Source organism: Bacillus timonensis, from assembly GCF_000285535.1.
In the GTDB taxonomy this organism is placed as follows: Bacteria; Bacillota; Bacilli; order Bacillales; family Bacillaceae_L; genus Ferdinandcohnia; species Ferdinandcohnia timonensis.
The window spans coordinates 1-26,174 of record NZ_HE610991.1; the positions used below are offsets into that span (position 1 = coordinate 1).

Here is a 26,174-nt window from a genome sequence, read left to right on the forward strand (position 1 = left end):
CAGATATGGTTGGTCTTTTTTTGTGTTTAAATGAATCATTCAGTAACCCTGGCTATTATGTGATTTGTTTAATAAAAAGGATTCTATTAGTACATTTATTGATATATCGGTAAACCGAAAAACGATAAATGATATACAGCAAATGACATAAACGGTATATCGCCAAGCCGAGAAACATTAAATGATATCTCGAAAACAGCTTAATCGGTATACCGCCAAGCCCAGAAACGATAAATGATATACTGAAAACAGCTTAATCGATATATCGCGCAGCCGAGAAACGATAAATGATATACTGAAAACAGCTTAATCGATATATCGCGCAGCCGATAAACAATAAATGGTATACCGCAAACGCCAGAAAGAGGTCTGTAAATGTAAAATATTAGGTAAATGCGGACAAGCAAATGTCAGAAAGAGGTCCGAAAACGCAGACACGCAAACACCAAAATAAACTCAAAAATTAAAAACTAGGATACAACAAACCAATAAAGGCCAAATTACGATCCGTAATCGTATAACACAATATACCCAGTCCCACCACCACCACAGCCTAAAACCTCAACAAATTTGCTAGGCAACTCAAAGACCCACCCAATCTCAATCTGGTAGGTCTTTTTTGTTACCACAATGCATTTCAATGTATAATCCCTACCATTCTCTACATACATATACAGCTGTTAAATTTTACCCAATTAAAGGGATTTATATTTTATAGCAGAATGTTCATGATAAAAATGTCTTAGGTTACTAAGACTGAAATACTATTTTAAAAAAGTGGGGCCTGATACATCATAAATTTTGGGGCAAACCGTATAATGATAAAACACTTGTAATTTTTCTTTTATATTAAAGGGGATTTTAAATGACCTATCGAATATTTATAAAAAGGGATTTAGATATAAGAACAGGGGGGGATGTGAGTTGACGCAATTTTTTGCATCGTTCCAAACTCAAGAATTTCTAACAATGTCCGTTCGAATTTTTTTGGCGGCATTATTATGTGGGCTAGTTGGTTTGGAGAGAGAGGTACATAAACACCCTGCTGGATTCCGTACACATTTACTGGTCGGTGTCGGTTCTTGTTTAATGATGCTGATGTCTATATATGGGTTTCAACCTTATCTAGAGATGAGTACAAATGTCCGTTTTGATCCTGCGCGGATTCCTTCATATGTGATTAGTGGGATTGGGTTTTTAGGTGCTGGAACCATTCTCGTAAGGGACGCAACAGTACGGGGGTTAACAACGGCAGCTTCCATTTGGGTAGTTGCAGGACTGGGTTTAATTATTGGTTTAGGTATGTATGCTCCCGCCATTTTAACAACAATTGTAGTTTTACTTAGCCTGATTTTTCTTAATCGATTTGAAGAATTCTTTTTTAAATCTAGAAAACGAAGAATTGTGCATATCATAATTAATGATGATCTTTCATCATTTTCTTCAATCTTAGAGTTATTCAAAGATAATGGATTTCGAGTAAGGGATTTTAATATTAAGTATTCCAAGGATAAAATGAATAATAATTGTCAGTATACGATTGATGTTGAAGTGGCTAGTAAAAAGGAACGCTTGCGACTATATGAAGAGATGTCAAAACAAGAGATGGTACAAAAAATTTTTTAAATTGGTGTTTAGAGGAGTAACTAATTTGGAAAGTATAGGATAGTAAATGACCTTGTAAATGATTGCCTATTTTCAATTTAACAATGTGAAATAGTTGAAAAATTAGAGCGGTCATTTTATATTATAGTTATAGTCAAATATAGTCAAAGTCAAGGTGAGGTGTGGTCATAATGAGGAATATATCTGATATCATTGAACATTATCTAAAAAGTGTTCTTGATACAAGTGATCGAGCTATTGTTGAAATAAAAAGAAGTGAGATTGCCGATAAATTTGAATGTGTCCCGTCTCAAATTAACTATGTGATAAATACAAGGTTTACGTTAGAGAGAGGTTATCTGGTTGAAAGTAAACGAGGTGGTGGAGGCTACATTCGGATTATGAGGGTGAAATCAAATGATGATTCTCAGCTGATTAATCAACTTGTTCGCCTTATTGATAAACGAATTTCTCAAACAAGTGCAGAGGACGTTATTTTGCGTTTGGTTGAGGAGGACGTTATCTCGAATAGAGAGGCGAAGATTATGATGAGTGTAATCGACCGTTCTGTCTTGTTTATTGAACTTCCGCATCGGGATGAATTAAGGGCGCGAATGTTAAAGGCAATGCTTGCATCCCTAATGTATAGATAATAGGTTAACTTTATTTAGTAGAGTGTATCCATGCTACTTAAAGTTAAGTCTCTGGCGGAGGTCACGATTTCTCTCAAGAGTTAGCTGAAAGAAAACGGCGCTAGTATGCTAAGGCGCATTTGATTAAGTAGGAAGGTGTTACTATGATATGCCAAGAATGCAATCAACGTCCTGCGACATTACATTTTACAAAAATCGTAAATGGTGAAAAAACAGAGTTTCATATTTGTGAACATTGTGCTCAAGAAAAAGGTGAGATGTTTATGTTTCCAGGCACATCTGGCTTTTCAATTGATAACTTATTAGCAGGACTTCTTCAATTTGAGCCAATTGCAGGTTCGAAGCCAAACGCATTTCAACAAAATGAAGTTTTACAATGTCCAAACTGTAAAATGACTTTTCAACAATTTGCAAAGGTGGGGCGATTTGGCTGCTCTAATTGCTATCCAACCTTTGAAAAACAGCTTACCCCAATCTTAAAACGTCTGCATAGTGGTAATACACATCATAAAGGGAAAATTCCAAAGCGAATTGGTGGGTCATTCCATATCCGGAAAGAGATTGAGCAACTAAAGCAAAAGATGCAGGAATATATTTCATTAGAAGAATTTGAAAAGGCTGCAGATGTTCGTGACCACGTAAGAGCTTTAGAGAAAAAGCTGAGTGGTTACAAAGGAGGGGAGGTTTAAGCGATGTCACTTGAACGTTTTATCAATCAAGCTTTAAGTGCTTGGATGAGTCAAGAAGGTCCGGATTCCGACATTGTCTTAAGTTCAAGAGTCAGACTTGCTCGTAACTTGAAAAATGTCCCCTTTTCTACGGTCTATTCAAATGAAGAAGCCCAGCGAATTGTGGATGTTTTCCAAAATGGGTTTTCAGAAAAGAGTTTCCCTTCAATCGGGGAACTTGAGTTACTCAAAATGATGGAGCTTCAGCCAGTTGAAAAAAGGGTGCTTGTTGAAAAACATTTAATAAGCCCACATTTAGCGGAAGATTCTCCGTTTGGGGCCTGTCTCTTATCTGAAAATGAAGAAGTTAGCATTATGATTAATGAAGAAGATCATATCCGAATACAATGTTTATTCCCGGGGTTACAATTATCCGAGGCTTTGCAAGTTGCAAATAATTTAGATGATTGGATTGAAGATCATGTAGATTACGCATTCGATGAAACACGAGGGTATTTAACAAGTTGCCCAACGAATGTAGGGACTGGATTACGTGCTTCAGTGATGATGCACCTACCTGCGCTTATCCTCACACACCAAATGAGCCGCATCATCCCAGCAATCAATCAACTTGGCCTGGTTGTCAGAGGGATTTACGGTGAAGGCAGCGAGGCGTTAGGTAATATTTTTCAAATTTCAAATCAAATAACACTAGGAAAGACAGAAGAAGACATTGTCGAAGATTTAAAGAGTGTAGTTGCGCAGCTAATTTCACAAGAACGTTCTGCACGAGAAGCACTTGTGAAAACCTCGAAGATTCAGTTGGAGGATCGCGTGTTCCGTTCCTATGGAGTTTTAGCTAATAGTAGGATCATTGAATCGAAGGAAGCAGCTAAGTGTTTATCAGATGTCCGATTAGGTATTGATCTTGGCTATATTAAAAATATATCAAGAAGTATCCTTAATGAACTCATGACTTTAACACAACCTGGATTTTTGCAAGTTTATGCTGGTGGGGGATTAAGGCCAAATGAAAGGGACGTTAGAAGGGCGTCTATTATACGTGAAAGATTGAAGCTAGAAAATAATAAGACTACTGACATGGAGGGTGATGGGTTATGATGTTTGGCAGATTTACTGAGCGTGCACAAAAGGTGTTAGCCTTGGCTCAAGAGGAAGCTGTACGATTGGGACATAACAATATTGGAACTGAACATGTATTATTAGGTCTTATACGAGAGGGCGAAGGAATAGCTGCAAAGGCTTTGCTTGCGTTAGGATTAGGACCTGAAAAAATTCAAAAAGAGGTCGAGGCTTTAATTGGCCGAGGTCAAGAAGGTTCACAAACAATTCATTATACACCACGCGCTAAAAAGGTAATCGAGTTATCAATGGATGAAGCTCGTAAGCTTGGTCATTCCTATGTCGGAACAGAACATATCCTACTTGGACTAATTCGTGAGGGTGAAGGTGTCGCTGCAAGAGTACTAAACAATCTTGGAGTAAGCCTAAATAAAGCTCGTCAGCAGGTTCTGCAACTTTTGGGAAGCAATGAGTCATCATCAGGGCATCATGGTGGAGGTTCTGCTAATGCCAATACACCAACACTTGATAGTTTAGCACGTGATTTAACTGCTATTGCCAGAGAAGGAAGCCTAGATCCAGTGATTGGACGTAGTAAAGAAATTCAACGTGTAATTGAAGTGCTTAGTCGTCGTACGAAGAATAACCCAGTTTTAATCGGAGAGCCCGGGGTGGGTAAAACGGCAATTGCGGAAGGTTTAGCTCAACAAATTGTAAACAATGAGGTTCCGGAAACACTACGGGATAAGCGTGTAATGACACTTGATATGGGTACTGTTGTTGCTGGTACAAAATACCGTGGAGAATTTGAGGACCGTTTGAAAAAGGTAATGGATGAAATTCGCCAAGCGGGTAATATTATTTTATTCATTGATGAACTTCATACGTTAATTGGTGCTGGTGGGGCAGAAGGAGCAATTGATGCATCCAATATCTTAAAACCATCACTCGCTCGTGGCGAATTACAATGTATTGGTGCAACAACATTAGATGAATATAGAAAATATATTGAAAAGGATGCTGCCTTAGAGCGTCGTTTCCAACCAATCCAAGTGGATGAACCGACTGTTGAGGAATCTATTTTAATCTTAAAAGGATTGCGTGATCGCTATGAAGCACACCATAGAGTATCAATCTCTGACGAGTCTATCATTCAAGCTGTTAAACTTTCAGACCGTTATATTTCAGACCGCTTTTTACCAGATAAGGCAATTGACTTGATTGATGAGGCTGGTTCAAAGGTTCGTCTTCGATCATATACAGCTCCACCGAATTTAAAGGAGCTTGAGCAAAAACTTGAAGAGGTTCGCAAGGAAAAGGATGCAGCAGTTCAAAGCCAAGAATTTGAAAAAGCGGCATCACTACGGGATTCAGAACAACGCCTTCGCGAGCAATTAGAAGAAACAAAGAAAAATTGGAAGGAAAAACAAGGTCAGGAAAATTCCGAGGTTACAGTAGATGATATCGCAATGGTCGTATCAAGCTGGACGGGAGTCCCTGTATCCAAACTAGCACAGACGGAAGCTGATAAATTACTAAATATGGAAGAAATCCTTCATTCACGTGTAATCGGCCAGGAAGAGGCAGTGAAGGCTGTATCCAAGGCGGTAAGACGTTCTCGTGCTGGCTTAAAGGATCCAAAGCGCCCAACAGGTTCATTTATTTTCCTAGGACCAACAGGGGTTGGGAAAACAGAGTTAGCCCGTGCCTTAGCTGAATCTATTTTTGGTGATGAAGATGCGATGATTCGTGTTGATATGTCAGAATACATGGAGAAACACTCTACATCAAGATTAGTAGGTTCACCCCCAGGGTATGTAGGCTATGAAGAAGGTGGCCAATTAACAGAAAAGGTTCGCCGGAAGCCTTATTCAGTTATCCTGCTAGATGAAATTGAAAAAGCACATCCAGATGTGTTCAATATTTTACTTCAAGTTCTTGAGGATGGACGTTTGACAGACTCTAAGGGTCGTACGGTTGATTTCAGAAATACAATTTTAATTATGACTTCAAACGTTGGAGCTAGCACATTGAAGCGAAATAAATATGTTGGCTTTGCAATGGAGGATGAGAAGCAAGACTATCGAAATATGAAGGATAAAGTAATGGAAGAGCTGAAGAAGGCATTCCGTCCTGAGTTCCTAAACCGTATTGATGAAATCATAGTCTTCCACTCACTAGAGAAGAAGCATTTGAAAGAAATCGTCACTCTTATGGCAGACCAATTAACAAAACGTTTGAAGGAGCAAGACTTCGAACTCGAACTAACAGAAGCGGCAAAAGATCAAATTGCTGAAGAAGGGTATGACCCAGATTATGGAGCGCGTCCTTTACGCCGTGCCATCCAAAAACAAATTGAAGACCGTTTGTCCGAAGAACTATTACGAGGTAATATAGAAAAAGGAAAGAAAATTGTAATGGACTTTAAAAACGGTGAATTCGTGATTCAAACGAATGAAGTTGAAGAAACAGTGAAATAAAAGTATGTAAAAAGAGGTATACATTACAAGTAATTCGTGTATACCTCTTTTTTTAGACAATGACTAGCTCTAGGCACCATCGGCTCGAGTTCATAAGCAATTGCTTCGGAAGGTAAAAAGTGCCTTCAGGCAACGCTTATCTTGTGCTTGTCGACCTAAAGCCGCGCGTGCCTTTTGCTTTTCTAATAAAGAAAGGATTAAACGACAATGGCAAAAACAAAGACAAAATTCACCTGTCAATCCTGTGGGTATGAATCACCAAAGTGGATGGGAAAATGTCCTGGATGTAATGCGTGGAATACGTTAGTCGAGGAAATTTTACAAAAACCAGGAAGAAAAGGTGCTTTTGCTCATTCGAGTCCCACAGTCCAACGCAAGCCTTCACCAATCACTTCAATCGAATCAGTAAATGAACCTAGAATGTATACAACAAACAAGGAATTTAATCGCGTACTTGGCGGCGGTATTGTAAAGGGTTCACTGGTCCTTATTGGTGGTGACCCAGGTATAGGGAAATCTACCTTATTGCTACAAGTATCCTCTCAATTAGCTAAACAAAACAAAGTGTTATATATTTCCGGAGAAGAATCGGTTAAACAAACAAAACTACGTTCCGACCGTCTCGGTGTTTCATCAGATCAATTATTTGTGTTAGCTGAGACTGACCTTGAATTTATTTCCCAGACAATTACCGAGCTTAATCCATCCTTTGTTGTTATTGATTCCATTCAGACAATTTATCACTCAGAGATTGCTTCTGCTCCTGGTAGTGTTTCGCAGGTGCGTGAATGTACCGCAGAGTTAATGCGAATTGCTAAAACAAATGGGATTGCTATTTTTATCGTCGGTCATGTTACGAAAGAGGGAAATATTGCAGGGCCTCGTTTATTAGAACATATGGTGGATACTGTTCTTTACTTTGAAGGGGAACGTCATCATACGTATCGTATTTTACGTGCGGTGAAAAACCGATTTGGTTCAACAAATGAAATGGGTATTTTTGAAATGAAAGAAACAGGTCTTGAAGAGGTCGCGAATCCTTCTGAGATTTTCCTTGAGGAACGTTCTGCAGGTGCAGCAGGCTCTACGGTTGTTGCCTCAATGGAGGGGACACGACCAGTCCTTGTTGAAATCCAGGCATTGATATCGCCTTCAAGCTTCGGAAATCCGCGTCGAATGGCCACGGGAATTGACCACAATCGTGTATCACTTCTAATGGCAGTATTAGAAAAAAGAGCAGGGTTTCTATTGCAAAATCAAGATGCTTATTTAAAGGTTGCTGGAGGAGTAAAACTAGATGAACCAGCGATTGATTTAGCGGTAGCATTAAGTATCGCTTCAAGTTTTAGGGATCAGCCGACAAATCCAGCAGATATCATTATTGGAGAAGTTGGTTTAACGGGTGAGATAAGACGAGTTTCCAGAATTGAGCAGAGAGTTCAGGAAGCAGCAAAACTAGGATTTAAGCGGGTAATTCTTCCTGAGCGAAATATTGGTGGCTGGACAACTCCAAAGGGAATCGAAGTAATTGGTGTAAGTGATATTAGCCAAGCTATTCAACATACACTAGGAAAATAGTAAAATAAAGTGAAACATTCTTGTTCCTTTATTCGTATAGTATAAAGGTTACCTTGGACATTCCGATACAAGGATTACGCAAATAAAATAAATATTTTAATGTAGCAGTTATAATTTTAACAGGATTAAAAAATAATATATGAGTAACGTTTTACACGTCTATGTCATTCTGTTTACATTTTAAAAAAAGCTATTTATTGTAGGTTTCAATTGTAATAAAGTGATTATAATGAATAGGAGGAGGTGAAGGAATGTTAAAACGTATTGTACAGCTATTTTTTCTAATTGTCGGAGGTATGCTTGGAATTGTATATCTACCGGATTTATTAAAGCTGTTAAATGTCGACAATATTCCATATCTAAATAACTCATATACGCTTGCGATTTTAGGTGCTATTATATTATTTATTGTTACTTTTTGGTTAGTAGATTATATCGTAGGTCTTATCAAATGGCTTGAAGAGTCATTAATCAAAGCTCCTGTTACAGATGTTTTATTTGGAAGCTTAGGGTTGATCTCGGGTTTAATCGTTGCATTTTTAATCGTAATTCCATTAGACCGTATTTCGTTTTCTGTAGTAAATACAGTGCTTCCTATTTTCATTACCCTGCTTTTAGGATATTTAGGATTTCAAGTAGGTTTTAAAAAGCGGGACGAACTTGTGAACTTATTCTCTATTAACCGTGCAGGTAAGAAAAAGGGCATAGAGGAAGAAGAAGCTGACCAACAAGCAAAAAAATTAAAAATTTTAGATACGAGTGTAATTATTGATGGACGTATCGCTGATATATGCCAAACAGGATTCTTAGAGGGAACCATTGTGATTCCTCGATTTGTGCTAGAGGAGCTTCAGCATATTGCGGATTCTTCTGATGTTTTAAAGCGTAATCGTGGTAGACGAGGATTAGACATTTTAAATCGAATTCAAAAGGAATTATCAATCAAGGTAGATATTTATGAGGGTGACTTTGATGATATTCAAGAGGTTGATAGTAAGTTAGTAAAACTCGCGAAATTGACAACGGGTGTAGTTGTAACAAATGATTTTAACTTAAACAAGGTTTGTGAGCTACAAAATGTGGCAGTGCTAAATATAAATGACCTTGCAAATGCCGTGAAACCGGTTGTGTTGCCAGGTGAAGAATTGAGTGTTCAAGTCATTAAAGATGGCAAAGAACATAATCAAGGTGTTGCTTATTTAGATGATGGCACAATGATTGTAGTTGAGGAAGGTCGCGATTATATCGGAAAACGCATTGATGTATTAGTGACGAGTGTACTACAAACTTCAGCGGGACGAATGATTTTTGCGAAACCAAAATTACTTGAAAAGGCACTATAACTTTATTCAACGAAAGTACCAAGTCTTCAAATGTGAGGTAAATTTAATTGGGTATATAATATAGTTGTGGTTCAAACCTAATTGAATAAAGTTATTGCCTCCGGTGGATGCCACAGATTTTCAAAGGAAACTTTTTGAGCTTGCTCGAAAAAATCTGGGCGCAAATACGTCAAGGCGTATTTGATTTTATGATTGATAGGGGCGTTACGGGGTGAATTATCAGGTTGTAATTCCTGCAGCAGGACAAGGAAAAAGAATGAACGCAGGAAAAAATAAACAATTCATCGAGTTACATCAAAAACCGGTAATTATCCATACATTACGTGTTTTTGAGCAGGATCCGATGTGTTCAGGAATTATTTTAGTGATAAACAAGGATGAACAGCTTATCTTTGAAGAATTGCTGCATACATATAACATTCAAAAGGTTATTTCTTTAGTACAAGGTGGAAGTGAGCGCCAATACAGTGTTTACAATGGTTTACAAGAAGTGAAGAAAACAGATATTGTGTTAGTTCATGATGGCGCCAGACCTTTTCTAAAAAAAGAGCATGTGCATGAGTTAGTTAATGTGGCAGCAGAAAAGGGAGCGGCTGTACTAGCAGTCCCTGTAAAGGATACAATCAAACGCGCCTCCAGTGATTTATATGTGGAAGAAACAGTTGAACGTTCTAGCTTGTGGGCCATTCAAACCCCACAAGCTTTTCATGTTTCTATCTTGCAAGAAGCGCATGAATTGGCTAGAAAAGAAGGTTTTCTCGGGACTGATGAAGCGAGTCTCGTTGAAAGAATCCCAAAACAAGTTTATATTGTTAAAGGCGATTACTTGAATTTGAAATTAACCACACCTGATGACTTAGTTTTTGCTGAAGCGATTCTACAAAACTGGACAAGCTAATAACAAAAGTGCAAGCGCCTTTAAAGAGGAACATCGACTAACTACCGCCACTTCCTGTGGCAAACGTCGATGTCAGCACTTCCTACGCAAGTCTGACAAGCATTAGAAAATTCGAACAGTAGGATGCCTTTTATCCTTCTAGTCGGAATGGCTAGATCAGAGAGGGGCTAGGCGCTAGAACTAGACGATTTTAAAAGGGGGAAAAGCTGTGTTTCGTATTGGACAAGGTTTTGATGTTCATCAATTAGTTGAAGGACGTCCGTTAATTATAGGTGGAATTACCATTCCATATGAAAAAGGATTATTAGGGCATTCTGATGCAGATGTACTTCTTCATACAGTATCAGATGCGTGTCTTGGAGCAATCGGTGAAGGAGATATAGGTAAACACTTCCCAGATACAGATCCTAATTTTAAGGATGCAGACTCTGCAAAACTCCAACAGCATGTATGGGAATTGGTAAAGAAAAAAGGCTATAAATTAGGAAATATTGACTGCACGATTATTGCTCAAAAACCTAAAATGGCTCCATATATTAATCAAATCAAAGAACGTATTGCTGAGCTACTAGAAGCAGATACTTCCCAAATTAACGTCAAAGCAACTACAACAGAAAAATTGGGTTTTGCTGGTCGTGGCGAGGGAATTGCTGCACAAGCAACGGTATTATTGCTGAAGGCAGAACATTAATTCATTGACAGTGATCAAAGTGTGTTAAAATATCAATGATACTTAGGTCGTAACGGAGGGTACATACATGTCAGATAACGTACGTGTGCGCTATGCACCAAGTCCAACAGGACATTTACATATTGGAAACGCAAGAACGGCTTTATTTAATTATCTATATGCAAGAAACCAAAATGGAAAATTCATTATCCGTATTGAAGATACAGATAAAAAGCGGAATATTGAGGGTGGCGAGGAAAGCCAGCTGAAGTATTTAAAATGGCTCGGCATTGATTGGGATGAAGGGCCAGATGTTGGTGGTGGGTTCGGGCCATACCGCCAATCGGAACGTAATGAGATTTATGAAAAATATTATATTGAGCTTCTTGAAAAAGGACACGCTTATAAATGCTATTGTACGGAAGAAGAACTTGAAAAAGAACGTGAAGAGCAAATTGCAAGAGGCGAGACGCCTCACTATTCAGGGAAATGTCGTCACTTAACAAAAGACCAACAAGAGTCTTTAGAAAAAGAAGGAAAACAGCCTAGTATTCGAATTGTGATTCCTGAAGGAAAGGTATACACGTTTCAAGATATGGTAAAAGGTGAAATCTCCTTTGAATCTGAAGGCATGGGTGATTTTGTTATTGTGAAAAAAGATGGTACACCAACTTATAATTTCGCAGTAGTTATCGATGATCATCTAATGGAAATTTCACACGTGTTACGTGGGGAAGACCATATTTCCAATACACCAAAGCAGATGGTGGTATATGAGGCACTAAATTGGGCTATTCCGACTTTTGGACATATGACGCTAATCGTGAATGAAAATCATAAGAAGCTAAGTAAGCGTGATGAGTCTATCATTCAATTTATCGAGCAATATGAAGAGCTCGGTTATCTTCCTGAAGCCTTATTTAATTTCATAACTCTTTTAGGTTGGTCTCCAGGAGGAGAAAAGGAACTCCATACGAAAGAAGAGTTTATTGAGATTTTTGACCCGGCACGTCTTTCAAAATCACCGGCTGTATTTGATACTCAAAAACTTACGTGGATGAACAATCAATATATGAAAAATGTTGATATTGATCGCTTAGTTCAACTCTCATTGCCACACTTAGTGAAAGCAGGTAAATTGAGTGAGCCATTAAGTGAGTCTGACAAGCAATGGGCACAGGACCTGATTGCACTTCATCAGGAAAAGATGAGCTATGGTGCAGAGATTGTGGAACTTACAGGGTTATTCTTTAAGGATGAATTAGAACTTGAAGAGGATGCGAAGGAAGTACTTGCTGGTGAAACGGTGCCAGAGGTATTAAAGGCATTTTTACAAGAAGTTGAAAACCTTGAAACATTTGAAGCAGATGAAATTAAAGCTGCCATTAAAGCTGTTCAAAAAGGAACTGGCCAAAAAGGGAAAAATCTTTTCATGCCAATTCGTGCGGCCGCAACAGGTCAACTTCATGGTCCTGATTTGCCACAGGCGATTCATTTATTAGGGAAAGAAAAAATTATTTCTCGCTTAAACAGTTTAATTAGTTAACATCTTGCTGAAAATGTAATATAGTAATGATAATAAAATATATATGAAAAAGTGTTGATAAGGAGAGTAAATAAGTAATTTACATTAACGGATTTGCTTTTAAAGCAAATCCAAACAGAGAGAACCATCACCGGCTGAAAGTGGTTTATGGGAAATGCTTATTGAAATGCACCTTTGAGTCTTTTATCGAACCAGTTCTTAATTCTGTAGTAGATAGATGCGGCGTCTCACCGTTACGAGGTCAAGTTGGGGTAATGGAAGCTATATTACCTAAACAGAGTGGAACCGCGCCAGTAAAGCGTCTCTGTGTTTAATACACAGGGGCGCTTTTTTTATGTCGCTTTTTACAAGGAGGGTTGTTGATGTTTAAGCGAATGAAAGAGGATATCGAAGTTGTGTTTGAACAGGACCCTGCAGCCCGAAACCATTTTGAGGTGATGATTACCTCTTCAGGATTACATGCAATTTGGGCTCACCGTTTTGCACATTTTCTATATAGACGAAAGCTATTTTTCTTAGCTAGAGTCATTTCCCAACTAAGTCGTTTTTTTACGGGGATTGAAATACACCCAGGGGCTCAGATTGGCCGTCGTTTTTTTATAGATCATGGAATGGGTGTTGTAATCGGCGAGACGTGTGAAATAGGAGATAATGTGACAGTGTTCCAAGGCGTTACACTCGGTGGAACAGGAAAGGAAAAAGGAAAGCGACATCCTACAATTAAGGACAATGCCCTTATTGCAACGGGAGCAAAAGTTTTAGGATCAATAACAATTGGAGAAAATTCAAAGGTAGGAGCGGGTTCAGTTGTTTTGCAAGATGTTCCTCCAAATTCAACCGTTGTTGGGATTCCTGGTAGAGTCGTCATTCAAGATGGTGTTAAAATTAGAAATAGTAAAGATTTAAATCACCGGGATTTGCCGGATCCGATTTTAGATAAAATTAAAGAATTAGAGGAAGAAATCAAGAGCTTAAAAGAGGAAATTCAACTAAAGGAAGGAGCAAAGGAAAATGCCCATTCACATTTATAATACATTGACTCGTAAGAAGGAAGAGTTTATACCACTTGAAGAAAATAAAGTAAAAATGTATGTGTGCGGTCCGACCGTGTATAACTATATCCATATTGGAAATGCACGACCTGCGATTGTGTTTGACACAGTCCGTCGCTACTTTGAATTTAGAGGCTATGACGTCAATTATGTTTCTAACTTTACAGATGTAGATGATAAATTAATTAAAGCAGCAAATGAACTTGGAGAAGATGTACCAACTATTGCAGATCGTTTTATTAATGCCTATTTTGAGGACGTATCTGCATTAGGCTGCAAAAAAGCAGATGTTCACCCAAGGGTTACAGAAAACATGGAGATAATCATTGATTTTATTCAAGCTCTTATTGATAAAGGGTTTGCTTATGAATCTGAAGGTGATGTTTATTATCGAACAAGAGAATTCAAGGAATATGGAAAGCTATCACACCAATCCATAGATGAACTTCGTGTGGGTGCGAGAATTGAAGTAGGGGATAAGAAACAGGATGCTCTAGACTTCGTACTATGGAAGAGTGCAAAGCCCGGTGAGATTTATTGGGAAAGTCCATGGGGCGAAGGTCGCCCTGGTTGGCATATTGAGTGCTCCGCGATGGCGAAAAGATACTTGGGCGATACAATTGATATTCATGCAGGTGGTCAAGACTTAGCATTCCCACACCATGAAAATGAAATTGCTCAATCAGAGGCTGTAAATGGTAAGACATTCGCAAACTACTGGATGCACAATGGCTATATTAATATCGACAATGAAAAAATGTCGAAATCTCTTGGAAACTTTGTATTAGTCCACGATATCATGAAAGACGTTGATCCACAGGTATTACGCTTTTTCATGCTATCTGTTCATTATCGTCATCCAATTAACTATAGCCTTGAGCTACTTGAAAGTACAAAAAATGCTTTAGAACGATTACGTACTTCCTATTCGAACTTGAAGCATCGTCTTCAAAGCAGTACGAATTTAACAAACGACGACAGTGCTTGGCTAGAAAAAATAACAGCTTTTCGAAATGATTTTATTGAAGCAATGGACGATGATTTTAATACAGCAAATGCTATTTCTGTCTTGTTCGAGTTATCTAAACAAGCGAACTATTATCTTCAGGAAAAAAATACGTCAGAAAAAGTGATTGAAGCCTTTTTACAAGAATTTGAAGTGTTATTTAGTACGCTTGGACTTAGACTTGAGGATGAACAATTACTAGATGAGGAAATCGAAGATCTAATTGCAAAACGTAACCAGGCTCGAAAAAATCGTGACTTTGCTTTATCTGATCAAATTCGTGACCAATTAAAAGCAATGAATATTATTCTTGAAGATACTCCTCAAGGTACTAGATGGAAAAGAGGATAATCGATGAAGTTTTTAACTGACAAACAAATTGATAGCCATCAATTAAATAGTCTTGCACTTGCCTATATGGGTGATGCCGTGTACGAAATGTATGTACGGCATTACCTGTTGCAAAAGGGGAGTGTTAGACCAAATCAACTCCATAATCAAGCCAAACACTATGTTTCTGCGAAAGCACAGTCCGCTGTCATTCATCAGATGCTAGATGAAGAGTTTTTTACAGAAGAAGAACAAGCGGTAATTAGACGGGGACGTAATGCAAAAAGTGGAACAGTTCCTAAAAATACAGATGTCCAGACATACCGATATAGTACTGCGTTTGAAGCTTTACTTGGCTTTCATTTTTTACAAAATAATACAGACAGAATCCATTCAATTATTGAAGAGGTATTTCGAATTATCGAATCCTAAGAAAGGAGGAAAAGTAAATGGCTAGTGATTATATTATTGGAAAGAACCCCGTTATTGAAGCATTAAAATCAGAGCGGGATGTAAATAAAATTTGGATTGCAGAAGGTTCTAACAAAGGACAGATGAACCAGATAACGTCTCTTGCAAAAGAAGGCAATGTATTGGTCCAATTTGTTCCGAAAAAGAAAATTGACCAAATGGTTGAAGGGAACCACCAAGGAGTAGTAGCTCAAGTAGCAGCCTATGAGTATGCAGAGGTTGATGATATTTTTGCGGTAGCACAAAAGCGAGAGGAAGCGCCGTTTATCATCCTATTAGATGAATTAGAGGACCCACACAATCTTGGTTCGATTCTTCGTACAGCTGATGCAGTTGGGGCACATGGGGTTATTATTCCAAAGCGAAGAGCAGTTGGTTTAACAGCAACTGTAGCAAAGGCTTCTACAGGAGCGATTGAATATATACCAGTTGCACGGGTAACAAACCTGGCGAGAACAATTGATGAATTAAAGGACCGTGGCGTTTGGATTGTTGGAACAGACGCGAAGGGAAAAGAGGATTATCGAAACATCGATGGTAAAATGCCAATAGGTTTAGTAATTGGTAGTGAGGGAAAAGGTATGGGGCGCCTTGTCAAGGAAAAATGCGATTTTCTTCTACGTCTACCAATGAAAGGGAAAGTAACCTCCTTGAATGCTTCTGTTGCCGCTAGTCTACTTATGTATGAGGTTTACCGTAAGCGGAATCCGTTAGGAGAGTAAAACAAATGGATATCCTGCTGGTAGATGGCTACAACATTATAGGTGCTTGGCCAGAACTACGTCATCTAAAGACAAATGACTTTTCGGCAGCGCGTGATTTATTGATCGAAAAGATGGCTGAATATCAGGCGTATACAGGATATAAAGTAATTGTCGTATTTGATGCGCACCTCGTACCGGGAATTGAATCTAAAACGAAGAATCGAAAGGTCGAAGTCATTTTTACACGTGAAAATGAAACGGCTGATGAACGAATTGAAAAGCTAGCACAACAGTTAAATAATATTAAAACACAAATCCATGTTGCAACATCAGATTTTACCGAGCAGTGGCAGATTTTCGGACAAGGAGCCTTACGAAAATCTGCCAGAGAATTATTAACTGAGATGGAAGTGGTTGAGTCGGGAATTCAAAAAGATGTCAAGTCAACTTATCAAGAAAAGAGTGTATCAAGAATTCCACTTTCTGACGAAATTGCAGAAATATTTGAAAAATGGCGCAGGGGACAGCGATGAGCGGTTGACGCTTGGAAAAGTACTCCTGTATAATATTTCTAGATAAAGAATTTTATGAACATTATCTATTTATTTGTGATGGCAAGTTTTGGTGATAAACAACTTCTAAGGTAGGTCGGAGGGATCGGTGTGAGTTCAAGCTTCGATGATTATGGCAACAGGTTATATTATGACCGACTAGAGGATGAGGAAGTCGTGGAATTGGTCCATGCTGGCGAAAGTGAGGCATTGGACTATTTAATCAATAAGTATAGAAATTTTGTGCGTGCAAAAGCCAGATCTTATTTTCTAATCGGTGCAGACCGTGAAGATATTGTTCAAGAAGGTATGATTGGACTATACAAGGCAATTCGTGATTTTAAAGAGGACAAGCTTTCCTCTTTTAAAGCGTTTGCAGAACTTTGTATTACACGTCAAATTATTACTGCGATTAAAACGGCAACGCGACAAAAACACATTCCTTTAAACTCTTATGTTTCGTTGGACAAGCCGATATATGATGAGGAATCTGACCGTACATTAATGGATGTTATTTCAGGAGCGAAGATATTGGATCCTGAAGAATTAATCATCAATCGGGAAAAGTTTGATGACATTGAATTAAAGATGGCAGAACTCCTGAGTGATTTGGAACGAAAGGTATTATCCTTATATTTAGACGGAAGGTCCTATCAAGAGATTTCTGAGGATTTAAACCGACATGTGAAATCAATTGATAATGCCCTCCAGCGAGTGAAGCGAAAATTGGAACGGTATCTTGAAATTCAGGAGATTAAATTATAACGAAACCACTTTAACCCATTATTTACAGTTGGTAGCTAGTATTGACATATAAATCAAGCTTGTGTTACATTTTTAAGGAAATTGAGACTTTTTATAAATAAAGATGCAAGCAGCATTTTACCTGGTAGGTGACAAAATGCGAAAAAAGGTAATTTTAGCCTGTGTGGAATGTGGTAGTCGAAATTATTCCACCATGAAGAATAGTACTTCAGCTGAACGACTTGAAATGAAGAAGTTTTGTAAAACTTGCAATTCCCACACGAACCATCGTGAAACGAAATAGATCGCAGATTGTCTTTGATAAAGTTGGAGGTTACATGGATGAAACGCATAACCAAGTTTTTTCGTGAAGTAGCTCGAGAAATGAAGAAAACAAGCTGGCCGAAGAAAAAGGAACTAACTCGCTATACAATTGTTACATTAACAACAGTAATCTTTGTATCCGTATTTTTTGCAGTTGTTGACTTAGGAATTTCGGAATTAATTCGTTTGGTACTTGAATAAACACTGTACTCTCATGGTATAATGATGGATAGAGAATAAATGAAGTTTACGAAAAAGCCCGGGTACGGGTTTTTTTAATTGCAAAAAAATAACGTCAAGCCGAGTTAACCAACATAAATAATTGGCAGCCTCTACAAACTAGTAGTAAGGTAAATGATCTCGCAAAGGGAGGGAAGGACAAGTAGTCCTAACTTATGGAAAAGAATTGGTATGTTGTTCATACGTATTCAGGGTATGAAAATAAAGTAAAAACAAATTTAGAAAAGCGTGTTGAAACAATGGGCATGCAAGATAAAATCTTCCGCGTGGTCGTACCAGAAGATGAAGAAACAGATATTAAGAACGGGAAAAAGAAAATTATTAAGAAGAAAGTATTCCCTGGTTATGTTTTGGTTGAATTAATTATGACTGACGATTCTTGGTATGTAGTACGCAACACACCTGGAGTAACAGGTTTTGTTGGCTCATCTGGCTCGGGTTCAAAACCAACGCCTCTATTACCAGAAGAAGTAACATTCATCCTTAAGAGAATGGGAATGGATCAAAGACCAATGGAAGTTGACTTTGAATTAAAAGAAACAGTTCGTGTGAAAGAAGGTCCGTTTACAAACTTTACAGGTGCCATTGAAGATCTTGATGTGGATAAGCAAAAGGTCAAAGTTCTTGTCAATATGTTTGGTCGTGAAACCCCAGTGGAGTTAGACTTTACACAAATTGAAAAAATCTAGAGTGAAATGCTAAAAGCTCCTGCACAGCCCTAACAAGCATAAGACGAATCGCGCAGGAAATCTTGATTTCTGGAGTGGGTTGTCTTATGACCTCGAAAGGCTAGGAGCTAGGGCCAGACAAAAAAGTTTAAGAAAAACTTGATATTGCAATTGAAAAGTGGTAATATTGCATAGGTCAGTATGTCTCTATAATTAGAGACTAGCTATGCTAAAACGTTCTTTATTGATTTATAAAGAATAGATGAGTGGGAGGGTGAACCCCTATTACCACATCACGGACTTTAAGGAGGTGTGTCTCGTGGCTAAAAAAGTAATTAAAGAGGTTAAATTACAAATTCCAGCGGGTAAAGCAAACCCAGCACCACCAGTTGGACCGGCATTAGGTCAAGCAGGTGTTAATATCATGGGATTCTGTAAGGAGTTCAATGCTCGTACAGCAGAACAAGCTGGTTTAATTATTCCTGTTGTAATCACAGTTTATGAAGATCGTTCATTTACATTTATTACAAAAACTCCTCCTGCTGCAGTTCTTTTAAAGAAAGCAGCTGGTATTGAGTCTGGTTCTGGTGAACCAAACCGTAATAAAGTTGCAACAGTTAAGCGTGATAAAGTACGCGAGATTGCAGAAACAAAAATGCCTGATTTAAATGCAGCAAATGTTGAATCTGCAATGCGTATGGTTGAAGGTACTGCTCGTAGCATGGGAATTGTTATCGAAGACTAATCTTATGTTACAAGTTTCAAGGGGTTGCGGATGGAACATCTCATTTCTTTCGTTCGCAACCTTTGTTCTGTCTAGCGTCAGCACGTAAAAAACGTGCTGTTTCGCTTGGCGTGGGAGGTTATTCCGTTAAAACCACAATTGAGGAGGAAATTATAATGGCAAAAAGAGGTAAAAAGTACGTTGAAGCTGCTAAGTTAGTAGATCGTACAAAAGCTTACTCAGTTGCAGAAGCAATTGAACTAGTAAAGAAAACAAACACAGCTAAATTTGATGCTACTGTTGAAGTTGCATTCCGTTTAGGAGTTGACCCTAAGAAAGCTGACCAACAAATCCGTGGTGCAGTTGTTCTACCAAATGGTACTGGTAAAACTCAACGTGTATTAGTTTTCGCTAAAGGCGAAAAAGCAAAAGAAGCAGAAGCTGCTGGAGCTGACTTTGTTGGTGATAGCGAATATATCAACAAAATCAACCAAGGTTGGTTTGATTTTGATGTAATCGTAGCTACTCCTGACATGATGGGTGAAGTTGGTAAACTTGGTCGTGTGTTAGGGCCTAAAGGTTTAATGCCAAACCCTAAAACAGGAACTGTTACTTTTGATGTAACGAAAGCAATCAACGAAATCAAAGCTGGTAAAGTTGAATACCGCATTGATAAGTCTTCAAACATCCATGTTCCAATTGGTAAAATTTCATTTGATGATGAAAAACTAATTGAGAACTTTACTACAATTTATGAAACTATGCTAAAGGTTAAGCCATCTGCAGCAAAAGGTACTTACATGAAGAACGTTGCTGTTTCATCTACAATGGGACCTGGCGTAAAAGTTGACGCTTCTAGCTTCTAATTAGAAAATAGTGGATATTGACTTTTGCGAAAGCATTTCATATAATAAGTTTTGTTGTTAACAAATGAATAGCATTTGTACCGTAGACAGTAGGTGCTATTATTAGCTTAATTTCCTACCGAGGTGTAGTATATAAACTTGATCATACTACCTCTATGTCTACAAGACATAGAGGTTTTTTAATCTAGACAGTGTTCATTTCGAACGCACTCTAACACCGAACGGTTTCAAGTGTCTGAAATTACTCACAGGAGGTGTAGAAGAATGAGTCATGCAGTAGAACAAAAGAAACAAATCGTAACTGAAATTGCAGACAAATTCCGTGCAAGTAAATCAACTGTAGTTGTAGACTATCGCGGTCTATCTGTTGCAGAAGTAACAGAACTACGTAAGCAGCTTCGTGAGGCAGGCATTGATTTTAAAGTGTATAAAAACACATTAACTCGCCGTGCTGCAGAACAAGCTGAGCTTGCTGGTTTAAATGATGCATTAACAGGACCAAACGCAATTGCTTTCAGTAATGAAGATGTAGTTGCTCCTGCTAAAATTCTTAATGACTTTGCGAAAAAGCATGAAGCATTAGAAATCAAAGCAGGCGTTATCGAAGGAAACATCGCAACTCTTGAGGAAGTTAAAGCTCTTGCTGATCTACCATCACGCGAAGGTTTACTTTCTATGTTGCTTAGCGTACTTCAAGCTCCAATTCGTAATCTTGCACTTGCTACTAAAGCAGTTGCAGAGCAAAAAGAAGAGCAAGGCGCTTAATCGTAAGACAATGTTACAATTCGAATTACAAATAGGATAATTATTTAAGGAGGATTTTCTAATGACTAAAGAACAAATCATTGAAGCAGTTAAAAATATGACTGTTTTAGAACTAAATGACCTAGTAAAAGCAATTGAAGAAGAATTTGGTGTAACTGCTGCTGCTCCTGTAGCTGTAGCTGCTGGTGGCGCTGCTGAAGCTGCTGCTGAGCAAACTGAATTTGATGTTGTATTAGCAGACGCTGGTGCACAAAAAATCAAAGTTATCAAAGTTGTACGTGAAATCACTGGTCTTGGCTTAAAAGAAGCTAAAGAACTTGTTGACAACACTCCAAAAGCAATCAAAGAAGGCGTTTCTAAAGAGGAAGCTGAAGAAGTTAAAGCTAAACTTGAAGAAGTTGGAGCTGGCGTAGAAGTTAAGTAATAATTGATTAACGTAAAAAAAGCTCGCTTAATAGCGAGCTTTTTTTTATCAATATGGAATGAAACGGGTATACTGTTCATATACTCTTATGTTGGGAGATATATAAATGGCCGAACATTATTATACTAGTAAACCCACTGTGGCAAGTAATCAAAAAATATGGTCGTTTGTATTAAAAGGGAATTCATTTTCCTTTACAAGTGATAGTGGAGTTTTTTCAAAAAACGAAGTTGATTTTGGAACGCGCTTACTGGTGGAGGAGTTTAAGGCTCCAGAAGTGGCTGGCCCGTTTTTAGATGTTGGCTGTGGTTATGGGCCGATTGGACTTGCGCTAGCAAAAATACATAATGAACGTTTTGTGGAAATGATTGATGTGAATGAGCGAGCGGTTGAACTCGCGAAAAAAAACGCAGAAACAAATAAAATTACAAATGTAGAAATTCATCAAAGTGATTTGTTTACAAATGTAAAGAAACAAGGATTTGCTGCAATTCTTTCTAATCCACCAATTCGTGCTGGAAAAAAAGTTGTTCATCATATTTTAGAAGAAAGTTATCGTTATTTGTTACCTGGTGGAGAGCTTTGGGTTGTGATCCAAAAGAAACAGGGAGCTCCATCTGCAATCGAGAAGCTTGAAAAAGTATTTGAAGAAGTCGAAATCGTCGAAAGAAAAAAAGGATACCATATCATTAGAGCTATCCGGAGTTTGTAGTTCACATAAAATATGACTTGACAAAATGAAAAATATCTTGACTGGCCTTTTTCTGTGTGGTAGCATTATATAATGCCGATATGTAATTTTTCCATGTATAACTAAAAAATTAAATATATGTATAAATATAGTATGTATGGAAAAACTAATAAAATCAATAGTTCGTTTATTGGAAATTGTGGTTTTCTTAGTAGAAACCCTTTTTCTTTTTGTCTATAAAAATGATGGTTTATAGCTTTTGCGAAAAGCTCAAAAAGCACATCAAAAGACAACGTAAACGGGTGAATGGTAGGCTAAATAAGTCGTAGAATTGAGAAATTGATAGGCTGCATTATGTGTCCTATCATTTTGATTTGCGGTTTACATCCTTACTTGTTATTGAAGTTGTAAGAGTATACTTTAATAATTAGTAAGTCTTTATAAATTAGCAAGATTAATAACGCTGGATATGAGGGGTGAATGAGTTGATAGGTCAACTAGTTCAGTATGGACGACACCGCCAACGAAGAAGTTATGCTCGTATTAGTGAAGTTTTAGAATTACCAAATCTTATTGAGATTCAAACCTCTTCTTATCAGTGGTTTCTTGATGAGGGTCTAAGGGAGATGTTCCAAGATATTTCCCCGATCGAAGATTTTACAGGTAACCTATCTCTAGAGTTCATTGATTACAGTTTAGGTGAGCCAAAGTATTCTGTTGAGGAATCAAAAGAGAGAGACGTTACTTATTCAGCGCCACTTCGAGTAAAAGTGCGTTTGATCAATAAAGAAACTGGTGAAGTAAAAGATCAAGATGTATTCATGGGTGACTTCCCGCTCATGACAGAAACAGGTACGTTCGTAATTAATGGTGCAGAACGTGTTATTGTTTCTCAGTTGGTTCGTTCGCCAAGTGTCTATTTCAGTGGTAAAGTTGATAAGAATGGAAAACGCGGCTTTACTGCAACGGTAATACCAAACCGTGGTGCATGGTTAGAGTATGAAACAGATGCGAAGGATGTTGTGTACGTTCGTATCGATCGTACGCGTAAATTACCGGTAACGGTTCTTTTGCGCGCGCTTGGGTTTGGCTCTGATCAAGAAATCATCGATTTATTTGGTGAAAACGAATATTTACGTAACACTCTTGAGAAGGACAATACAGAAAGCACTGAAAAAGCATTACTAGAAATATATGAGCGTCTACGTCCGGGTGAACCACCGACAGTAGAAAATGCAAAAAGTTTATTAGAATCACGCTTTTTTGATCCAAAGCGTTACGACCTAGCTAGTGTAGGTCGCTACAAGATTAACAAAAAACTTCATATTAAAAACCGTTTGTTTAATCAGCGTTTAGCGGAGACGCTTGTTGATCCTGAAACAGGTGAGATTATCGTTGAAAAAGATACTCTTCTTGACCGTAGAACGCTAGATCGTATCATTCCATATTTAGAGAATGGTATCGGTTTTAAAACGCTTCAACCAACAAGCGGTGTAATAGATGAAGAAATTACACTTCAATCTATTAAAATTTACGCTCCAAATGATCCAGATGGTGAACAAATTATCAATGTCATAGGTAATGCTTATATTGAAGAAGGTGTTAAGAATATTACTCAAGCAGATATTCTTTCTTCAATTAGCTATTTCTTTAACTTATTACATCAGGTTGGAGATACAGATGATATTGACCATTTAGGTAACCGTCGTTTACGTTCTGTTGGTGAGCTTTTGCAAAACCAATTCCGTATAGGATTGTCTAGAATGGAACGTGTTGTTCGTGAGAGAATGTCAATTCAAGATACGAATACCATTACTCCACAGCAACTTATCAATATTCGTCCAGTGATTGCGTCTATTAAAGAGTTCTTTGGTAGCTCACAGCTTTCACAGTTCATGGACCAAACAAATCCATTAGCAGAATTAACACATAAACGAAGACTATCAGCATTAGGGCCTGGTGGACTAACACGGGAACGTGCTGGATTTGAAGTGCGTGACGTTCACTATTCTCACTATGGTCGTATGTGTCCGATTGAAACTCCGGAAGGTCCAAATATCGGACTAATCAACTCGTTATCATCCTATGCAAAAGTGAATCGATTTGGGTTTATTGAAACTCCATATCGAAGAGTTGATCCTGAGACCGGTAAAGTAACAGACCGTATCGATTATTTAACAGCGGACGAAGAGGATAACTATGTTACCGCTCAGGCGAATTCTCGTTTAAGTGATGAAGGTGCATTTATAGATGAAGATGTAGTTGCTCGTTTCAAGGGTGAAAACACAGTTGTTCACCGTGATCGAATTGACTACATGGACGTATCGCCAAAACAAGTTGTATCTGCAGCAACAGCATGTATTCCGTTCTTAGAAAATGACGACTCAAACCGCGCGTTAATGGGTGCGAACATGCAACGTCAAGCTGTTCCGCTAATGCAACCGGAAGCGCCGCTCGTTGGTACAGGTATGGAATATGTCTCTGGTAAGGACTCAGGTGCTGCTGTAATCTGTAAGCACCCTGGTATTGTTGAGCGTGTTGAAGCAAAACAAATCTGGGTACGACGATACGCAGAAGTAGATGGTCAAAAGGTGAAAGGTGACCTTGACAAATACCGTCTTCTTAAATTTGTTCGTTCTAACCAAGGAACATGCTATAACCAACGCCCGATTGTTACAGAAGGCGACGAAGTTGTAAAAGGAGAAATTCTTGCAGACGGTCCATCTATGGAAAAGGGTGAACTAGCATTAGGACGTAACGTCCTTGTTGGTTTCATGACTTGGGATGGGTACAACTATGAAGATGCCATTATCATGAGTGAAAGACTTGTAAAAGATGATGTGTACACTTCAATTCATATTGAAGAATATGAATCAGAATCTCGTGATACAAAATTAGGACCTGAAGAAATCACGCGTGATATTCCAAACGTCGGGGAAGATGCGTTACGTAATCTTGACGAACGTGGAATTATCCGTATCGGTGCAGAGGTAAAAGATGGTGATCTACTAGTTGGTAAGGTAACACCTAAAGGGGTAACCGAGCTAACGGCAGAAGAACGTCTTTTACATGCAATCTTTGGTGAAAAGGCACGTGAAGTTCGTGATACTTCTCTTCGTGTACCACATGGTGGAGAAGGAATTGTTCTTGATGTGAAGGTATTTAACCGCGAAGACGGAGATGAATTACCACCGGGTGTAAATCAGCTAGTTCGTGTTTATCTCGTTCAAAAACGTAAAATTCACGAAGGCGATAAGATGGCGGGTCGTCACGGAAACAAAGGGGTAATTTCAAGAATTCTTCCGGAAGAAGATATGCCATTCCTTCCAGATGGAACACCAATTGATATTATGTTAAACCCACTTGGGGTGCCTTCTCGTATGAACATCGGTCAGGTGTTAGAGCTACACTTAGGTATGGCTGCTAGACAACTTGGCATTCATGTTGCAACACCAGTATTCGATGGAGCAACAGAAAATGATGTTTGGGATACGATAGAAGAAGCCGGTATGGCTCGTGACGCAAAAACAGTATTATACGATGGAAGAACGGGTGAGCCGTTTGATAATCGCGTATCTGTTGGTGTCATGTATATGATTAAGTTAGCTCATATGGTTGACGATAAACTTCATGCTCGTTCAACTGGTCCTTACTCTCTTGTTACTCAGCAACCACTTGGTGGTAAAGCTCAGTTTGGTGGGCAACGCTTTGGTGAGATGGAAGTTTGGGCGCTTGAAGCTTATGGTGCTGCATATACGCTACAAGAAATCCTTACGGTTAAATCAGACGATGTTGTTGGTCGTGTGAAGACATATGAGGCAATTGTGAAGGGTGAAAATGTACCTGAACCAGGTGTCCCTGAATCATTTAAAGTATTGATAAAAGAGCTTCAATCATTAGGGTTAGATGTGAAAATTCTTTCTGGTGATGAAGAAGAGATTGAAATGCGTGATCTAGAAGATGAGGAAGAAGCAAGTCAATCAGAGGGAATATCTCTTGATGCTGACCAACCATTAGATTCAGAACTAGAAAAGAACGCAGTTGTAAAGGAATAACTTTATTCAGCATTCACCTCCAACTTTTATAAGTG

Annotated in this window: 25 protein-coding genes and 2 other annotated features; all 25 genes read left to right on the forward strand. The window is 38.3% G+C overall.

Features of this window, described 5'->3' with window-relative positions; translation table 11 throughout:
* Window positions 1–924: 924 nt before the first annotated feature.
* Window positions 925–1,626 (forward strand): MgtC/SapB family protein, encoded by a 702-nt coding sequence (locus BTHG_RS22725; RefSeq protein WP_010284947.1) that lies wholly within the window; start codon window positions 925–927, stop codon window positions 1,624–1,626.
* 170 nt (window positions 1,627–1,796) lie between these two features.
* Window positions 1,797–2,258 carry a CtsR family transcriptional regulator gene (locus tag BTHG_RS22730; protein WP_010284949.1) on the forward strand — a complete coding sequence of 154 codons (462 nt, stop codon included), beginning with the start codon at window positions 1,797–1,799 and terminating at the stop codon, window positions 2,256–2,258.
* Between the two features lie 143 nt (window positions 2,259–2,401).
* The gene (locus BTHG_RS22735) at window positions 2,402–2,947 is read left to right on the forward strand and encodes a UvrB/UvrC motif-containing protein (RefSeq protein ID WP_010284951.1); all 546 of its coding nucleotides are present in this window, start codon (window positions 2,402–2,404) and stop codon (window positions 2,945–2,947) included.
* Window positions 2,948–2,950: 3 nt separating this feature from the next.
* Window positions 2,951–4,048 carry a protein arginine kinase gene (locus BTHG_RS22740; protein ID WP_010284954.1) on the forward strand — a complete coding sequence of 366 codons (1,098 nt, stop codon included), beginning with the start codon at window positions 2,951–2,953 and terminating at the stop codon, window positions 4,046–4,048.
* Window positions 4,045–6,489, forward strand: a complete 2,445-nt coding sequence (clpC, locus tag BTHG_RS22745; RefSeq protein WP_010284955.1) for an ATP-dependent protease ATP-binding subunit ClpC — start codon at window positions 4,045–4,047, stop codon at window positions 6,487–6,489. Before BTHG_RS22740 ends, clpC begins: the two co-directional genes overlap by 4 nt.
* A gap of 207 nt (window positions 6,490–6,696) precedes the next feature.
* On the forward strand, window positions 6,697–8,067 hold the full coding sequence (gene radA, locus BTHG_RS22750) for a DNA repair protein RadA (protein WP_010284958.1): 1,371 nt from the start codon (window positions 6,697–6,699) through the stop codon (window positions 8,065–8,067).
* A gap of 251 nt (window positions 8,068–8,318) precedes the next feature.
* The gene (locus tag BTHG_RS22755; RefSeq protein WP_010284959.1) at window positions 8,319–9,410 is read left to right on the forward strand and encodes a PIN/TRAM domain-containing protein; all 1,092 of its coding nucleotides are present in this window, start codon (window positions 8,319–8,321) and stop codon (window positions 9,408–9,410) included.
* A gap of 211 nt (window positions 9,411–9,621) precedes the next feature.
* Window positions 9,622–10,308 (forward strand): 2-C-methyl-D-erythritol 4-phosphate cytidylyltransferase, encoded by a 687-nt coding sequence (gene ispD, locus BTHG_RS22760; RefSeq protein WP_010284961.1) that lies wholly within the window; start codon window positions 9,622–9,624, stop codon window positions 10,306–10,308.
* Window positions 10,309–10,516: 208 nt separating this feature from the next.
* On the forward strand, window positions 10,517–10,999 hold the full coding sequence (ispF, locus tag BTHG_RS22765) for a 2-C-methyl-D-erythritol 2,4-cyclodiphosphate synthase (RefSeq protein WP_010284969.1): 483 nt from the start codon (window positions 10,517–10,519) through the stop codon (window positions 10,997–10,999).
* A 67-nt stretch (window positions 11,000–11,066) separates the two neighbouring features.
* Window positions 11,067–12,524 carry a glutamate--tRNA ligase gene (gene gltX / locus BTHG_RS22770; RefSeq protein ID WP_010284971.1) on the forward strand — a complete coding sequence of 486 codons (1,458 nt, stop codon included), beginning with the start codon at window positions 11,067–11,069 and terminating at the stop codon, window positions 12,522–12,524.
* 45 nt (window positions 12,525–12,569) lie between these two features.
* Window positions 12,570–12,833 (forward strand) — a binding site (T-box leader).
* A 53-nt stretch (window positions 12,834–12,886) separates the two neighbouring features.
* The gene (epsC, locus tag BTHG_RS22775) at window positions 12,887–13,555 is read left to right on the forward strand and encodes a serine O-acetyltransferase EpsC (RefSeq protein ID WP_010284973.1); all 669 of its coding nucleotides are present in this window, start codon (window positions 12,887–12,889) and stop codon (window positions 13,553–13,555) included.
* Complete coding sequence (cysS, locus tag BTHG_RS22780) at window positions 13,536–14,933, forward strand: cysteine--tRNA ligase (RefSeq protein WP_010284975.1); 1,398 nt, start codon at window positions 13,536–13,538, stop codon at window positions 14,931–14,933. Before epsC ends, cysS begins: the two co-directional genes overlap by 20 nt.
* Before the next feature lie 3 nt (window positions 14,934–14,936).
* On the forward strand, window positions 14,937–15,344 hold the full coding sequence (locus tag BTHG_RS22785) for a Mini-ribonuclease 3 (RefSeq protein ID WP_010284977.1): 408 nt from the start codon (window positions 14,937–14,939) through the stop codon (window positions 15,342–15,344).
* Window positions 15,345–15,361: 17 nt separating this feature from the next.
* Window positions 15,362–16,105, forward strand: a complete 744-nt coding sequence (rlmB, locus tag BTHG_RS22790) for a 23S rRNA (guanosine(2251)-2'-O)-methyltransferase RlmB (RefSeq protein ID WP_010284980.1) — start codon at window positions 15,362–15,364, stop codon at window positions 16,103–16,105.
* A 5-nt stretch (window positions 16,106–16,110) separates the two neighbouring features.
* A complete protein-coding gene (locus BTHG_RS22795; protein WP_010284982.1) occupies window positions 16,111–16,620 on the forward strand; it encodes an NYN domain-containing protein in 510 nt (169 codons plus the stop codon).
* A gap of 129 nt (window positions 16,621–16,749) precedes the next feature.
* The gene (gene sigH, locus BTHG_RS22800; protein ID WP_010284984.1) at window positions 16,750–17,403 is read left to right on the forward strand and encodes an RNA polymerase sporulation sigma factor SigH; all 654 of its coding nucleotides are present in this window, start codon (window positions 16,750–16,752) and stop codon (window positions 17,401–17,403) included.
* Between the two features lie 136 nt (window positions 17,404–17,539).
* Complete coding sequence (gene rpmG / locus BTHG_RS26435; RefSeq protein WP_010284985.1) at window positions 17,540–17,686, forward strand: 50S ribosomal protein L33; 147 nt, start codon at window positions 17,540–17,542, stop codon at window positions 17,684–17,686.
* Between the two features lie 38 nt (window positions 17,687–17,724).
* Complete coding sequence (gene secE, locus BTHG_RS22805; protein ID WP_010285009.1) at window positions 17,725–17,907, forward strand: preprotein translocase subunit SecE; 183 nt, start codon at window positions 17,725–17,727, stop codon at window positions 17,905–17,907.
* 194 nt (window positions 17,908–18,101) lie between these two features.
* Window positions 18,102–18,635 carry a transcription termination/antitermination protein NusG gene (gene nusG / locus BTHG_RS22810; protein ID WP_010285012.1) on the forward strand — a complete coding sequence of 178 codons (534 nt, stop codon included), beginning with the start codon at window positions 18,102–18,104 and terminating at the stop codon, window positions 18,633–18,635.
* A 298-nt stretch (window positions 18,636–18,933) separates the two neighbouring features.
* Window positions 18,934–19,359: a 50S ribosomal protein L11 gene (gene rplK / locus BTHG_RS22815; protein ID WP_010285014.1), complete on the forward strand. Its 426-nt coding sequence runs from the start codon at window positions 18,934–18,936 to the stop codon at window positions 19,357–19,359.
* A gap of 155 nt (window positions 19,360–19,514) precedes the next feature.
* Window positions 19,515–20,204 carry a 50S ribosomal protein L1 gene (gene rplA / locus BTHG_RS22820; RefSeq protein WP_010285016.1) on the forward strand — a complete coding sequence of 230 codons (690 nt, stop codon included), beginning with the start codon at window positions 19,515–19,517 and terminating at the stop codon, window positions 20,202–20,204.
* A gap of 62 nt (window positions 20,205–20,266) precedes the next feature.
* Window positions 20,267–20,394: a sequence feature (ribosomal protein L10 leader region), on the forward strand.
* A 74-nt stretch (window positions 20,395–20,468) separates the two neighbouring features.
* A complete protein-coding gene (gene rplJ / locus BTHG_RS22825) occupies window positions 20,469–20,969 on the forward strand; it encodes a 50S ribosomal protein L10 (protein ID WP_010285017.1) in 501 nt (166 codons plus the stop codon).
* A gap of 61 nt (window positions 20,970–21,030) precedes the next feature.
* Window positions 21,031–21,393: a 50S ribosomal protein L7/L12 gene (rplL, locus tag BTHG_RS22830; RefSeq protein WP_010285021.1), complete on the forward strand. Its 363-nt coding sequence runs from the start codon at window positions 21,031–21,033 to the stop codon at window positions 21,391–21,393.
* A 106-nt stretch (window positions 21,394–21,499) separates the two neighbouring features.
* Window positions 21,500–22,105 (forward strand): class I SAM-dependent methyltransferase, encoded by a 606-nt coding sequence (locus BTHG_RS22835; protein ID WP_010285023.1) that lies wholly within the window; start codon window positions 21,500–21,502, stop codon window positions 22,103–22,105.
* Window positions 22,106–22,569: 464 nt separating this feature from the next.
* A complete protein-coding gene (gene rpoB / locus BTHG_RS22840) occupies window positions 22,570–26,139 on the forward strand; it encodes a DNA-directed RNA polymerase subunit beta (protein WP_010285026.1) in 3,570 nt (1,189 codons plus the stop codon).
* Window positions 26,140–26,174: the final 35 nt, after the last annotated feature.

What these genes read in the sequence shown, in the direction of transcription:
- cysS (WP_010284975.1), top strand. Translation starts at nt 13,536, where the DNA reads ATGCCCATTCACATTTATAATACATTGACTCGTAAGAAGGAAGAGTTT.
- BTHG_RS22835 (WP_010285023.1), top strand. Translation starts at nt 21,500, where the DNA reads ATGGCCGAACATTATTATACTAGTAAACCCACTGTGGCAAGTAATCAA.
- BTHG_RS22730 (WP_010284949.1), top strand. Translation starts at nt 1,797, where the DNA reads ATGAGGAATATATCTGATATCATTGAACATTATCTAAAAAGTGTTCTT.
- clpC (WP_010284955.1), top strand. Translation starts at nt 4,045, where the DNA reads ATGATGTTTGGCAGATTTACTGAGCGTGCACAAAAGGTGTTAGCCTTG.
- radA (WP_010284958.1), top strand. Translation starts at nt 6,697, where the DNA reads ATGGCAAAAACAAAGACAAAATTCACCTGTCAATCCTGTGGGTATGAA.
- rlmB (WP_010284980.1), top strand. Translation starts at nt 15,362, where the DNA reads ATGGCTAGTGATTATATTATTGGAAAGAACCCCGTTATTGAAGCATTA.
- rplL (WP_010285021.1), top strand. Translation starts at nt 21,031, where the DNA reads ATGACTAAAGAACAAATCATTGAAGCAGTTAAAAATATGACTGTTTTA.
- epsC (WP_010284973.1), top strand. Translation starts at nt 12,887, where the DNA reads ATGTTTAAGCGAATGAAAGAGGATATCGAAGTTGTGTTTGAACAGGAC.
- rplJ (WP_010285017.1), top strand. Translation starts at nt 20,469, where the DNA reads ATGAGTCATGCAGTAGAACAAAAGAAACAAATCGTAACTGAAATTGCA.
- BTHG_RS22755 (WP_010284959.1), top strand. Translation starts at nt 8,319, where the DNA reads ATGTTAAAACGTATTGTACAGCTATTTTTTCTAATTGTCGGAGGTATG.
- nusG (WP_010285012.1), top strand. Translation starts at nt 18,102, where the DNA reads ATGGAAAAGAATTGGTATGTTGTTCATACGTATTCAGGGTATGAAAAT.
- BTHG_RS22785 (WP_010284977.1), top strand. Translation starts at nt 14,937, where the DNA reads ATGAAGTTTTTAACTGACAAACAAATTGATAGCCATCAATTAAATAGT.
- gltX (WP_010284971.1), top strand. Translation starts at nt 11,067, where the DNA reads ATGTCAGATAACGTACGTGTGCGCTATGCACCAAGTCCAACAGGACAT.
- secE (WP_010285009.1), top strand. Translation starts at nt 17,725, where the DNA reads ATGAAACGCATAACCAAGTTTTTTCGTGAAGTAGCTCGAGAAATGAAG.
- rpmG (WP_010284985.1), top strand. Translation starts at nt 17,540, where the DNA reads ATGCGAAAAAAGGTAATTTTAGCCTGTGTGGAATGTGGTAGTCGAAAT.
- BTHG_RS22740 (WP_010284954.1), top strand. Translation starts at nt 2,951, where the DNA reads ATGTCACTTGAACGTTTTATCAATCAAGCTTTAAGTGCTTGGATGAGT.
- BTHG_RS22735 (WP_010284951.1), top strand. Translation starts at nt 2,402, where the DNA reads ATGATATGCCAAGAATGCAATCAACGTCCTGCGACATTACATTTTACA.
- BTHG_RS22795 (WP_010284982.1), top strand. Translation starts at nt 16,111, where the DNA reads ATGGATATCCTGCTGGTAGATGGCTACAACATTATAGGTGCTTGGCCA.
- rplA (WP_010285016.1), top strand. Translation starts at nt 19,515, where the DNA reads ATGGCAAAAAGAGGTAAAAAGTACGTTGAAGCTGCTAAGTTAGTAGAT.